This window comes from Nocardioides sp. NPDC000445 (assembly GCF_040300245.1).
Taxonomy (GTDB): Bacteria; Actinomycetota; Actinomycetes; order Propionibacteriales; family Nocardioidaceae; genus Nocardioides.
Genome location: NZ_JBEPDH010000024.1, coordinates 92,523 through 105,118, shown reverse-complemented (window position 1 = coordinate 105,118; position 12,596 = coordinate 92,523). Strand labels below are relative to the sequence as shown.

Genomic DNA, 12,596 nt, shown 5'->3' with positions numbered 1-12,596 from the left:
ACCATCGTCAAGATCGCCGTCGAAGAAGGCCAAGAGGTCGCCGAAGGCGACGTCGTCATCGTCATCGAAGCCATGAAGATGGAACAACCCCTCAAAGCCCACAAGACCGGCACCATCACCGGCCTCAACGCCACCATCGGCGAGACCGTCACCAACGGCGCCGTCATCGCCGAGATCAAGTAGCTGGGCTGTTCCTTCGTCAAGGTATGCAGCCGAAGGCGCGCATCCCTCGTGGAGCTCCGCGAGGGATGCGCGCCTTTTCCTGCATACCTTGCTGAAGGGTCACCGAGGCGATGTCCTGAGCTTGCCGAGGGGTCTCGGTGAACGGCCGCGTCAACCGCCGAGAAGCTCCTCGGCGATGAACCGGCGGAACCGTGGAACGTCGCGGATCATGTCCTGCCAGATCCGGCGGGGGTCGACGCGGTGGTAGTGGTGCGCAAGAAATACCCGCCAGTCGACCCACTCGGACCAGGCGTCCACACCGAGATGGTCCTTCTGCAGTTGCACCGGAATCTTGTTGCGGATCGTGTCGCCGATCCGATTCGCCGAGCCCTCGACCGCTCGCTGGAGCAGTACGTCGTCGGCATAGGCCTCCCAGCCGCGCTGGATCACCAGCTCGATCTCATCGAGAGTACGCAGCAGAAACTCGATCTCGTCGACAACCCGATCCCCATAGAGCTCGGTGAGCCGCTCCCGCCCGACCGCCATCACAGCCCGACCGCGTCGGCAAGGACCATACGGTCGCGCTGACTGTGCTCAGCATCCAGCGCATCCCTGTCGACGAGGTCGACCGCGGTGCCGAGCAGCCGCTCGAGGTCTCGTTGCATCCGGACCAGGTCGAGGACTCCCGCCTCGTCATCGAGCGTGATGAGCAGGTCGATGTCAGAGTCCCAACGGTCATCACCGCGGGCCGCGGATCCGAAGACCTCTACCGAGACACCGTGGTGCCGCAGAACGATCGCCCTGATCTCATCGGCGTTCGCCGCGACGATCTCCGACGGACGACGCCGGCAGGCAGCACGGATCCGTTCGAGAGTCTCTGGTGACGGCGTACGCCTCCCGGACTCATAAGCCGAGAGGTTCGGCCGGGCGATTCCCGTGCGCGCACACACCTCGGTCTGGGTCAGGCCGGCCTCAACTCGTAGCCGCTTGGTCTCGGTCACACCCCCAGTGTATACACGCATACGATGCTCGACCGACACTTCTTCGAGCGCCGCCGGCGACCACGACGGAATCCGGCGGATGGCGTCACAGTCCGAGCTCATCGGCCAGCGTGGCCAGATGGAGCTCGAAGAGCGCGGCGGGGTCGCCGAAGGCGTCGGGGCCGAACTGGCCGAAGACCTCGAAGCTGACGCGGCCGAAGAGGCTCGTCCAGACGAGTACGCCGCGGGTGAGGCAGGCGTCGGGCAGGTCGAGGCCGAGCTGGTCACGGATGCCCTGGAGCCCCGTGGCGAGGGCGGGTGAGATCTCCCCCGGCTCCTCGGGCACGCTCAGTCGACCGGCTGCCATAGCGCCGGCGGTCAGGCGCAGCATCGCGGTCGGGACGCGGGTGCCGGGCACGCTGGTGCGCTCGTCCGGCGCGGCGTAGCCGGGGACGGGCGACCCGAAGAGCAGGGCGTACGTCGCCGGCTCGGCGAGCGCCCAGGTCCTGACCGCGCGGCCGAGCGCCACGAACTGGGCGCGATAGTCGTCCTCAGGGGCTGCAGCGACGGCGGCGTCGGCAGCGTCGCCCAGCTCGTCGTACCCGGAGACGAGGAGCAGGGTCAGCAGCTCGTCGCGGTTCTTCACGTAGCGGTAGACCGCCGAGGAGACCACCCCGAGATCGCGGGCGACCGCGCGCAGCGACAGCGCGGCGGCACCGTGGATCGCCAGGTGCTCGCGGCCGATCCGGACGATCTCGTCCATGGTCTGCGCCCGCGCCCGTTCGCGTGGAGTGCCTGTCATGACGTCATCGTGCCCGTCTCCAGAGAGCGATGTCAACAAAAGTGAGCACTGCTCTTGCTTTCTGAGCAACAGCACGCCACACTCATTCCGAGAGCAGTGCTCTCCTTTCTGAGTCAACCGGCTCGCCCACCGAATCAACGGAGACAGTCATGAACAACACCTACCTCGTCATCGGCGCCGGCCCCGTCGGCGCGACCATCGCCCAGCAGCTCGCCGCCCGCGGGGATCGCGTACGCCTCCTCACCCGCTCCGGCAGCGGCCCGGTGCACGCGAGCATCGAGCGGCTCCGCGGCGACGCCACGGATCTCGACACCGTCACCCAGGCGGCCGCGGGCGTGAGCGCCGTCTTCCACTGCATGCACGGCAGCGCGTACGCCGCCGACACCTGGCGCGCCGAGCTCCCGCGAGCCGAGAAGGTCGTGCTCAAGGCCGCCGGACGGGCCGGTGCCGTGGTCGTCTTCCCGGAGAGCCTCTACGCCTACGGCCACGTCACCGGGCCGATGACCGAGCAGACGCCGAGGAACGCCGACTTCGGCAAGCCCGCGGTGCGGGTCGAGCTGCTCCGGGCCCGGGACGCCTCACCGACACCGACGGTCAGCGTCGCGGCCTCGGACTTCTACGGTCCGCTGGTGCGTACCGCCCACGCCGGCGAGCGGATGGTGCCGACGGTCCTCGCCGGCCGCACCATGCGCGTCCTCGGCGACCCGGACGCGCCCCACTCCTGGACGTACGTTCCGGACCTGGGCGCCGCGATGATCCGGGCGGCCGACGAGGAGAGCCTGTGGAACTCCTTCCTGCACGCGCCCACCGCACCTGCCATCTCCCAGCGTGCGCTCGTCCGGCTCTATGCCGACGTGGCCGGGGTCGCCGCGCCCCGCGTCGGCCGCATCCCCACCTGGACGATGAAGGCGATCGGCACGCTGCACGCCGGCACCCGGGAGCTGGCCGAGATGGTCTACCAGTTCGACAAGCCGTTCGTGCTCGACTCCTCGGCCAGCGAGGCCCTGCTCGGCCTGGCCCCCACCCCGCTCGAGACCGGGGCCAAGGCGACGGTGGACTGGTGGCGTACCCAGGCCTGAGCGGGGTGGGGCTACCGGGCGCTCCAGCCGCCGTCGATGGCCCAGGAGGCGCCGGAGACCATCGAGGCGTCCGGGCCGGTGAGCCAGCCGACCAGCGAGCCGACCTCGTCCGGCTCGACCAGCCGCTTCACCGCCGCGTCCTGCAGAAGCACCTGCTCGACCACCTCGGAGGCCGGGATGCCGTGCACCTCGGCCTGGTCGGCGATCTGCTTCTCCACCAGCGGCGTACGCACGTAGCCCGGGTTGATGCAGACGCTGGTCACCCCGTGCGGGCCGCCTTCGAGGGCGGTCACCTTCGAGAGTCCCTCCAAGCCGTGCTTGGCCGAGACGTAGGCGCTCTTGAAGGGGGAGGCGACCAGGCCGTGCACGGAGGAGATGTTGACGATGCGACCCCAGCCGTTGGCGTACATGTGCGGCAAAGCGGCCCTGACCAGCAGGAACGGAGCCACGAGCATGATCGCGTGGATCCTGCGGAAGTCGTCGGGGTCGAACTTCTCGATCGGGCTGACCCGCTGGATGCCGGCGTTGTTGACCAGGATGTCGACCTCCAGGGTGAGGTCGTCCAGCTCCTCGGTGGCGGTCAGGTCCACCACCCACGCCTCGCCGCCGATCTCCTCAGCGAGGGCACGGGCGGCGTCGCCGGCCACGTCGGCGACGACGACCCGCGCACCACGGGCGGCGAGCTCGCGGGCCACCGCCGCACCGATCCCCGAGGCGCCGCCGGTGACCAGCGCGCGGCGGCCCCGCAGCGTACGTCCGGAATCGACCGACGCAGACGGGGCCGTCGTCGCTGAGCTCACGCCGGGCTCACCTCGCGCTCAGCACGCTCGGCGTCGGCACGGTCCAGGGCCCGCAGCGAGGCGCCCTTGGTCTCCTTGAGGGTGAGCACGACCAGGCCGGTGATGATGCCGGCCACGGCGAGGTAGATCGCGGTGTTGGTCCAGGTGCCGGTGTCCTTGAGCCAGGCAATGGCCAGCAGCGGCGCGAGCGAACCGGCGAAGATCGAGGTCACCTGGTAGGAGATCGAGATGCCGGAGTAGCGCATCCGGGTCGGGAACATCTCGGCCATGATCGCGGGCTGCGTGGAGTACATCAGCGCGTGGATGGCCAGGCCGGCGATCAGCGCCGCCACGATCGCGAGGTTGTCCTTGGTGTCGAGCATCGGGAACGCCCAGAAGCCCCACGTCGCGCCGAGCACCGCACCCACCAGGTAGACCGGCTTGCGGCCCACGCCGTCGGCGATCCGGCCGACGGCGAGGATGAAGAAGAAGTGGCAGGCGTGCGCGACCGCGATCAGGCCGAGCAGCGCGCCCTGGTCCATCTTCTGGTCCTCGACCAGGTAGACGATCGAGAAGGACACCACCAGGTAGTACATGATGTTCTCCGCGAATCGCAGGCCCATGCCCTTCAGCACGCCCAGCGGGTAGCGGCGGAGCACCTCGAAGACGCCGTAGCCGGTCGAGGCGGACTCGGTCTGCTCCGCCTTCGCCTCCTCGAAGATCGGCGAGTCGGTCACCGAGCGGCGGATGAAGTAGCCGACGACGACCACCACGGCCGAGAGCCAGAACGCGACTCGCCAGCCCCACGCCAGGAAGGCGGCGTCGGAGAGCGCGAGGGTCATCACGGTGAGCACCAGCGTGGCGAGCAGGTTGCCCACCGGCACCGCGGCCTGCGGCCAGGCTGCCCAGGTCGCGCGCCTGTCGTCGGGGGCGTGCTCGGCGACCAGCAGGACGGCACCGCCCCACTCACCGCCCAGGGCGAGCCCCTGCACGAACCGCAGCATCACCAGCGCGATCGGCGCGGCGAGGCCGATCTGGTTGTACGTCGGCAGGCAGCCCATCAGCACGGTGGCGACACCGATCAGCATGATGGTGAGCTGCAGGGTGTACTTGCGGCCGAGGCGGTCGCCGATGTGGCCGAAGACGACGCCGCCCAGCGGGCGGGCGACGAACCCGATGGCGTACGTCACGAAGGCGGCGATGATCGCGTCGTAGGCGTTGCCGGTGGCCGGCATGATCACCTTGGCGAAGACCAGCGCCGAGGCGGTGGCGTAGAGGAAGAAGTCGTACCACTCCACGACCGTGCCGGCCATGGAGGCCGCCACGGTCCTGCGGAGCAGGCTCTGCTCGTCGACTGGGTCGTTGGGGGCGGCGGTGGCGCCCGGCTGTGTCGAGGTCATGGTTGGGAGTGTGACAGCGGTCATAATGTGCTTGCAACGCGCATGTTGGCACACGGTGTGAACGAAAATGCACATCGTCGGTAGTCTGGCCCGATGGCCACCTCCCCATCGACACCGCCGTCCGCCGACCAGCTGCTGGTGCTGCTGGAGGTGGCTCGCAGCGGCCGTTTCACCACCGCCGCCCGCTCGCTGGGCCTGACTCACACGACGGTCAGCCGCAACATCTCCGCCCTCGAGCGTGCCCTCGGCGGCCGGGTCCTGGTGCGCGGCTCCGACGGCTGGGCGCTGACCGCTCTCGGTGAGCGCGCGGCGCGTGCCGCCGAGGGGGTCGCCGAGTCGCTGGCCCGGCTGGCCGCCGACGAGCCGGCCGACCCGGTGGCCGGCGTGGTGCGGATGTCGACGACCGACGGGTTCGCTGCGTACATCGCCTCGCCGGCGGTCGCCGCGCTGCGGCAGGACCATCCCGAGCTCTCGGTCGAGATCGTCACCGTGACCCGGCAGGCGGCGCAGCACCGCTCCGGTGTCGACATCGAGGTGGTGGTCGGCGAGCCGGCGGTGAACCGCGGCCGGGCGATGCACCTGGGTGAGTACGAGCTCGGCCTCTACGCCTCTCCCGGCTATCTGGAGCGTCACGGTGCTCCCGCCACGATCGAGGAGGCCGTACGCCACCGCCTGGTCTACTTCGTCGACTCGATGCTCCAGGTCGATGACCTCGACCTCCCCCGGCGCCTGCTGCCCGGTATCCGCGACGCGGTCACCTCGACGAACGTCTTCGTGCACGTCGAGGCGACCCGGGCCGGGGCCGGTCTGGGCCTGCTGCCCTGCTTCATGGCCGACCGGCACCCCGACCTCGTCCGGATGCTGCACGAGGACATCCACCAGCGGCTGCCCTACTGGGCGGTCGTGCATCCCGAGTCCTGGCGGCGGCCCGCCGTGGCCGCCGTCGTGGGGGGCCTGCGGGACCAGATGGCCGAACAGCGAGACGCGCTGATCGGCCGGTGACGCCCGCGGATCGACCATCAGCGACAATTCACGGGTGCCACACTCGACTCGGGCAGCCGCCGTGCGTCTGGTGGCTTTCTTCGTGGCCGGGATGCGACTGGCGACCCTCGCGCAGATGGCGCCGTCGCTGCTCGCGGCGATGCCCGCGCTGTCCCGTGCCGACCACCCCTGGTTGACCGGCGCGAGCTGGATCCTCGCGGCCGTCATGCTCGTCGGCATCGCCGCAGTCACGCTGGTGACGCGGAGACCGCCGGGAGTGCCGTACGCCGTGCTCGACGTCGCCGTGGCCGTGGCGCTGCTGATCGTGGGGCTGTGGACGGTCCCGGTGGAGCTGCGTACGGGCACCTGGGTGGGGTTCCAGCTGGGCTATGCGCTGTGCGTGTCCTGCGGGCTCTCGGCCGTACGTTCGCGGTGGCTGTGGATGTTCCTGCTCGCCTCGCTGGCGGTGGCCGAGGTCGTCTACATCGCGCCGACCGTGAACGGGCCGGCCGACCTCACCCTCGCGGTGAGCACCTGCCTGACGCTGCTGGTGCTCGGGCCGCTGGCCTGGTTCGGCTGTCAGACGATCGTGCGGATCGGGACGGAGGCCGATGAGGCGCGGCGCTATGCCGCCGAGGCCGCCAAGGCCGAGGAGGAGCGTCGTGCCCGGCTCGCCATCCACAACGGCACCGCGATGATGCGGCTGCTCGTGGAGACCGACACCGCCGACGGCAACGGCGCGCTGCGGTCGCAGGCCGAGGTCGAGCTCAACCGGATGCGGGCCTATCTGAGCGGCCAGACCCCGCCGCCGGTGAGCGAGGCGACCAACCTGGCCGCGTTGGTCACCGCCGTCGGCGCGGAGTTCGACGACCTCCCGATCACGGTGGTCGCCGACCTCGCCCAGGACGTCGCGCTCCCGCGCAGTCTCGCCGACGACCTGGCCGCGGCGCTGCGCAGCCTGCTCCTCAACGTACGTCAGCACGCTCGGGCGGGCCGGGTCGTCCTGCACGCCGCCGAGGACGAGGACGGCGCCGGCTGGGAGGTCACGCTGCACGACGACGGCATCGGCTTCGACACCGCCGCGACCGACTACGGGGTCGGGCTGCGGGAGGTGGTCGTCGAGCAGCTCGCGCGCTCGAGCGTCGACGTCCAGATCAGCAGCATCCGCGACCTCGGCACCACGGTCACGCTGGCGCAGACGACCGCCGCGGAGGTGCCGTGATGTCTGCCGTGACCTCCGGGCCGCGCTTCAGCCACGTGGACGACGCGACGGCGATGCGCGCCTCGCTGAGTCTGCTCCTGCCCGATCTCACCTTCGTGTCCAGCCACGGATCCGTCGAGGACCTGCTGACGACGATGCCGGAGGCCGACGTGGTGATCCTCGACCTCCACCTCGCCAACACCGGCCAGCCCGACGCCTCGCAGGGCACCGCGGCCATCCGGCGCATCGTCGAGGCCGGCTACCGGGTCTGCGTCTACTCCCAGGAAGAGCGCCGGTTCGTGCTCGCTGCCTGCCTCGCCGCCGGTGCGACCGGCGTGGTCTCGAAGGCGGCCTCGCTGGCCGAGGCGGAGGCGGCGTTCCGCGCGGTCGCCGCCGATGAGCCGGTGATCCCCCCGGATATCACCGGACTCATCGAGGTCCTCGTCCGCCGCCGCAGCATCACCGTCCTCACGCCGAGGCAACGCGAGGTCCTCGCCCACCGCGCCCGCGGGCTGACGTACGCCGAGATGAGCCGGTCGATGTACCTGTCCGAGTCGACCTTGCGCGGCTACTGGATGGAGCTGGCCCAGCTGGTCTCGCAGTATCTGCGCGAGACCTCGCCCGGCGACATCGAGCACGCCCTCGGGCTGCGCCCGGGGGACCTGCTCGACCTCTGGCCGGGACGAGGGCCCATCAGCTAGCTGCTGATCCCGCTCCACTTCCACGAGCCGTCGGTGCCGACCCGGGTCGCGGCCGAGAAGGTCGTGCTGTGCCCGATCCCGCTGCTCTGACGGATGCGCACCGCGTTGCCGGTCGTCGGGTTGATCAGGACGATGTCCTTGGCCGCGACCGCGCCGTCGGCGTCGTAGCAGTTGTGCACCGACAGGTAGCGCCAGCCGGTGCCGAGGCTGCGGACGACGTACTTCTTCGCCTCCGCCGGGCGGTCGGGACGTACGACGATCTGCTCGAGCTTGTTGGTGCTCGGGTTGATCGAGTAGAGGAGGTTGTACATCACCCCGTTGTGGCTCGTCCACACGCCTGCGACGGTCGTCGTGCTCGGCAGGGTGACCGGCAGGTTCGTGACCGTGCCGAGGCGGGTGCCTGCGCTGGAGTACGAGAGCGCGGTCTGCTGAACGACACCGGAGGTGGTGACGCTGTAGACCGCGGTAGTCGGGCCGTTCACGACCTTCTTGGGGCTCCAGCCGGTCACCGCGGAGCCATTGGTGCGGTAGAGCTGCGCGGACTTCGTCTCGGTCAGCACGGACTGCCCGATGGTCCCACCGATGGTCACGGTCCGGCCGGTGCCGTCGGTGCCGGGCACGATGTAGCTGGTCTTCCAGGTGGTCTCGTCACCGGCGCCGCCGATCTCGATCCAGGCCCGCGGCGACCAGGTGACGGTGCCCGCGCTGCGGTAGTCCCCGGTCACCGTGCTGTTCTTGATGGAGCGCTTGCGGATGTAGCCACCGGCCTTGCCGTTGATCGAGCCGGAGCAGTTCACGGTGCCGGCCGCGGCGGCCGGCGAGCTCGCCGCGCCGAGCGCGGTGAGCGATCCGGCCAGCAGGGCTGAGCCCGCGAGGGCGACGAGAGCTGAGCGACGCCGACGAATCATGGTTTTCATTCCGCCGACGGTATCGACGCGAGCCGTCGCACGGTCCCAACGAATCCGCACACTTCCCGCGGGCCCCGATGTCCACCAACTGAAAGGAAACGTCCCATAACCTGGGACGACCCGCTTCGGATGGGTAGCGTGACCGCCATGTTCAAGAAGGTGTTGGTTGCCAACCGCGGCGAGATCGCGATCCGAGCTTTCCGTGCGGGCTTCGAGCTCGGGGCGAAAACAGTCGCCGTATTCCCCTACGAGGACCGGGGCTCAGAGCACCGGCTGAAGGCCGACGAGGCCTACCAGATCGGAGAGCTCGGTCACCCGATCCGGGCCTATCTCGATCCAGACGCGATCGTCGAGGTCGCCAAGCAGAGCGGCGCGGACGCGATCTACCCCGGCTACGGGTTCCTCTCCGAGAACCCGGCGCTGGCCGAGGCCTGCGCCCGGGCGGGGATCACGTTCATCGGGCCCTCGGCGGAGGTCCTCACGCTCACCGGCAACAAGGCCACCGCCATCGCGGCGGCCAAGGCTGCCGGCGTACCGACCCTGCAGTCGGTCGAGCCGTCCACCGATGTCGACGCGCTCGTCTCCGCCGCCTCCGCTCTTCCCTACCCGCTCTTCGTGAAGGCGGTCGCCGGTGGTGGCGGCCGCGGGATGCGGCGGGTCGACGACCCCGACAAGCTGCGCGAGGCGGTCGAGACCTGCATGCGCGAGGGCGAGGCGGCCTTCGGCGACCCGACCGTCTTCATCGAGCAGGCCGTGGTCGAGCCGCGACACATCGAGGTGCAGATCCTCGCCGACGGCGAGGGCAACGTCATCCACCTCTTCGAGCGTGACTGCTCGGTGCAGCGCCGCCACCAGAAGGTCGTGGAGATCGCTCCCGCCCCCAATCTCGACCCTGAGCTGCGCGAACGCATCTGCGCGGACGCGGTGCGGTTCGCCAAGGAGATCGGCTACTCCTGTGCCGGCACCGTCGAGTTCCTGCTCGACCCCGCGGGCAACTACGTCTTCATCGAGATGAACCCGCGAATCCAGGTCGAGCACACCGTGACCGAGGAGGTCACCGACGTCGACCTGGTCCGCTCGCAGATGCGGATCGCTTCCGGCGAGACGCTGGCCGACCTGGGGCTGACCCAGGACTCCGTACAGCTGCGCGGCGCGGCGATGCAGTGCCGGATCACCACCGAGGACCCCGCCAACAACTTCCGTCCCGACACGGGCATGATCACCACCTACCGCTCCCCCGGCGGTGCCGGGATCCGGGTCGACGGCGGCACGACGTACGCCGGGGCCGAGGTCTCGCCCCACTTCGACTCGATGCTCGCCAAGCTCACCTGTCGCGGGCGCACCTTCTCCGACGCTGTGACGCGGGCCCGCCGGGCGGTGGCGGAGTTCCGCATCCGCGGGGTGGCGACGAACATCCCGTTCCTGCAGGCGCTGCTCGACGACCCCGACTTCATCTCGGGCTCGATCACGACCTCGTTCATCGAGACCCACCCGCAGCTGCTGACCGCGCGGGCCTCCGGTGACCGTGGGACCAAGCTGCTCACCTACCTGGCCGACGTGACGGTCAACCAGCCGCACGGCGCCGCACCGGTCTCGCTCCACCCGGTCGAGAAGCTGCCGAAGCTCGATCTGTCGGTGGCTCCGCCGGCGGGCTCTCGCGACCTGCTTCGCGAGCTCGGGCCGGAGGGCTTCGCCGCCGCGCTGCGCTCCCAGGAGCCGGTCGCGGTCACCGACACCACCTTCCGCGACGCCCACCAGTCGCTGCTGGCGACCCGGGTCCGCACCACCGACCTCCTCGGCGTCGCCGGTCACGTCGCCCGGCTGACACCGCAGCTGTGGTCGATGGAGGCCTGGGGCGGGGCGACGTACGACGTGGCTCTCCGCTTCCTCTCCGAGGACCCGTGGGAGCGGCTGGCGCGGCTGCGCGAGGCGATCCCGAACATCAACCTGCAGATGCTGCTGCGCGGTCGGAACACCGTGGGCTACACGCCCTACCCGACCGAGGTCACCGACGCGTTCGTCTCGGAGGCGGCCTCGACGGGGATCGATGTGTTCCGGATCTTCGACGCGCTCAACGACGTGTCCCAGATGCGGCCGGCGATCGAGGCGGTGCGCGCGACCGAGACCTCCGTCGCCGAGGTGGCGCTCTGCTACACCGGTGACCTCTCCTCGCCCGACGAGAAGCTCTACACGCTCGACTACTACCTGCGGCTGGCCGAGGAGATCGTCTCGGCCGGGGCGCACGTACTGGCGATCAAGGACATGGCCGGGCTACTGCGAGCACCCGCCGCGCGCACCCTGGTCACCGCGCTCCGCGAGCGGTTCGACCTGCCGGTGCACCTGCACACCCACGACACCGCGGGTGGCCAGCTGGCCACGCTGACCGCCGCGATCGAGGCCGGGGTCGACGCCGTCGACGCCGCGACCGCGTCGATGGCCGGCACCACCTCCCAGCCGCCGCTCTCCTCGCTGGTGGCGGCGACCGACCACACCCCGCGTGCCACCGGCCTGTCGCTGGCGGCGGTCAACTCGCTCGAGCCCTACTGGGAGGCCGTACGCCGCGTCTACGCGCCCTTCGAGTCCGGGCTGCCCGCGCCCACCGGCCGGGTCTACCGCCACGAGATCCCGGGCGGCCAGCTCTCCAACCTGCGCCAGCAGGCGATCGCGCTCGGGCTGGGCGAGAAGTTCGAGCAGATCGAGGACATGTACGCCGCGGCCAACCAGATCCTCGGTCGCGTCCCCAAGGTCACGCCTTCGTCCAAGGTCATCGGCGACCTGGCGCTGTCGCTGGTCGCCGCTGGTGCCGACCCGGCTGCGTTCGAGGCCGACCCGGCTGCGTACGACATCCCGGCCTCGGTCATCGGGTTCCTCAACGGAGAGCTCGGTGACCCGCCGGGCGGCTGGCCCGAGCCGTTCCGCAGCAAGGCGACCGCGGGACGCACCTGGCAGGCGCCGTCGCCGACGCTGTCTGCCGAGGACGCCGCCGGGCTCGCCTCCGACCGCCGCGGGACGCTCAACCGCCTGCTCTTCCCCGGACCGACGAAGGACTTCACCGAGGCCCGCTCGAAGTGGGGCGACGTGTCGGTGATCTCGACGCTCGACTACCTCTACGGCCTGCGCGAGGGCGAGGAGCACATCGTCGAGCTCTCCGAGGGCAAGACGGTCATCTTCGGGCTCACCGCCGTCTCCGAACCCGACGAGCGCGGCATCCGCACCGTGATGGCCACGATCAACGGCCACCTGCGTCCGATCGGCGTACGTGACCGTTCCGTCGCCGCCGAGGTCGCCGCCGCCGAGAAGGCCGACCCCGCCGTTCCCGGTCAGGTCGCAGCGCCGTTCCAGGGCGTCGTCACCATCTCGGTCGCGGCCGGTGAGTCGGTCAAGGCCGGCGACACCGTCGCCACCATCGAGGCCATGAAGATGGAGGCCGCCATCACCGCCCCCGTCGACGGCACCGTCTCCCGTCTCGCCTTCTCCGGCACCCAGGCCGTCGACGGCGGCGACCTGGTGCTCGTCCTCGGCTGAGCCGAGACGTCAGCCCCGTCGGCCGAAGCGTCGCTGCGGAAGGCCGAGATGGCACCTAGGTGCCATCTCGGCCTGCGG

At 70.3% G+C, this 12,596-nt stretch carries 12 protein-coding genes; 6 read left to right on the top strand and 6 right to left on the bottom strand.

All coding sequences use genetic code 11. The annotated features are described in order from the left end of the window. Positions 1–183: acyl-CoA carboxylase biotin carboxyl carrier protein subunit (locus tag ABT304_RS26505; RefSeq protein WP_350719802.1), on the top strand; the 183-nt coding region annotated here is incomplete at its 5' end. A 150-nt stretch (positions 184–333) separates the two neighbouring features. On the opposite strand, the gene ABT304_RS26500 is transcribed toward ABT304_RS26505, so the two are convergent. From ABT304_RS26500 to ABT304_RS26490, 3 genes are all read right to left on the bottom strand, one after another. Beyond that, entirely contained in the window at positions 334–708 is a 375-nt protein-coding gene (locus tag ABT304_RS26500; RefSeq protein WP_350719800.1) for a HepT-like ribonuclease domain-containing protein, read from the bottom strand. Then, positions 708–1,163 carry a helix-turn-helix domain-containing protein gene (locus ABT304_RS26495; RefSeq protein WP_350719798.1) on the bottom strand — a complete coding sequence of 152 codons (456 nt, stop codon included), beginning with the start codon at positions 1,161–1,163 and terminating at the stop codon, positions 708–710. Before ABT304_RS26495 ends, ABT304_RS26500 begins: the two co-directional genes overlap by 1 nt. Before the next feature lie 85 nt (positions 1,164–1,248). Then, positions 1,249–1,944, bottom strand: coding sequence for a TetR/AcrR family transcriptional regulator (locus ABT304_RS26490; protein ID WP_350719796.1), 696 nt, complete (start codon positions 1,942–1,944; stop codon positions 1,249–1,251). Between the two features lie 149 nt (positions 1,945–2,093). Between ABT304_RS26490 and ABT304_RS26485 the strand changes: the two genes are divergently transcribed. Continuing rightward, positions 2,094–3,023: an NAD-dependent epimerase/dehydratase family protein gene (locus tag ABT304_RS26485; protein WP_350719795.1), complete on the top strand. Its 930-nt coding sequence runs from the start codon at positions 2,094–2,096 to the stop codon at positions 3,021–3,023. 11 nt (positions 3,024–3,034) lie between these two features. On the opposite strand, the gene ABT304_RS26480 is transcribed toward ABT304_RS26485, so the two are convergent. Further along, a complete protein-coding gene (locus tag ABT304_RS26480; RefSeq protein WP_350719793.1) occupies positions 3,035–3,823 on the bottom strand; it encodes a 3-hydroxybutyrate dehydrogenase in 789 nt (262 codons plus the stop codon). Further along, positions 3,820–5,202 (bottom strand): MFS transporter, encoded by a 1,383-nt coding sequence (locus ABT304_RS26475; protein WP_350719792.1) that lies wholly within the window; start codon positions 5,200–5,202, stop codon positions 3,820–3,822. The genes ABT304_RS26480 and ABT304_RS26475 overlap by 4 nt, the downstream gene beginning before the upstream one ends. Positions 5,203–5,295: 93 nt before the next feature. Here ABT304_RS26475 and ABT304_RS26470 point away from each other — a divergent pair, with 93 nt between their 5' ends. The 3 genes from ABT304_RS26470 to ABT304_RS26460 are packed head-to-tail and all read left to right on the top strand — an operon-like array spanning position 5,296 to position 8,085. Next, entirely contained in the window at positions 5,296–6,204 is a 909-nt protein-coding gene (locus tag ABT304_RS26470; RefSeq protein ID WP_350719790.1) for a LysR family transcriptional regulator, read from the top strand. A gap of 34 nt (positions 6,205–6,238) precedes the next feature. Next, complete coding sequence (locus tag ABT304_RS26465; protein WP_350719788.1) at positions 6,239–7,405, top strand: sensor histidine kinase; 1,167 nt, start codon at positions 6,239–6,241, stop codon at positions 7,403–7,405. Then, positions 7,405–8,085: a response regulator transcription factor gene (locus tag ABT304_RS26460; protein WP_350719786.1), complete on the top strand. Its 681-nt coding sequence runs from the start codon at positions 7,405–7,407 to the stop codon at positions 8,083–8,085. Before ABT304_RS26465 ends, ABT304_RS26460 begins: the two co-directional genes overlap by 1 nt. Here the strand turns inward: ABT304_RS26460 and ABT304_RS26455 are convergent. Further along, positions 8,082–9,002: a hypothetical protein gene (locus ABT304_RS26455; RefSeq protein WP_350719785.1), complete on the bottom strand. Its 921-nt coding sequence runs from the start codon at positions 9,000–9,002 to the stop codon at positions 8,082–8,084. The two genes, ABT304_RS26460 and ABT304_RS26455, sit on opposite strands and share 4 nt — an antisense overlap. Positions 9,003–9,140: 138 nt before the next feature. Between ABT304_RS26455 and ABT304_RS26450 the strand changes: the two genes are divergently transcribed. After that, complete coding sequence (locus tag ABT304_RS26450) at positions 9,141–12,518, top strand: pyruvate carboxylase (protein WP_350719803.1); 3,378 nt, start codon at positions 9,141–9,143, stop codon at positions 12,516–12,518. Positions 12,519–12,596 lie beyond the last annotated feature (78 nt).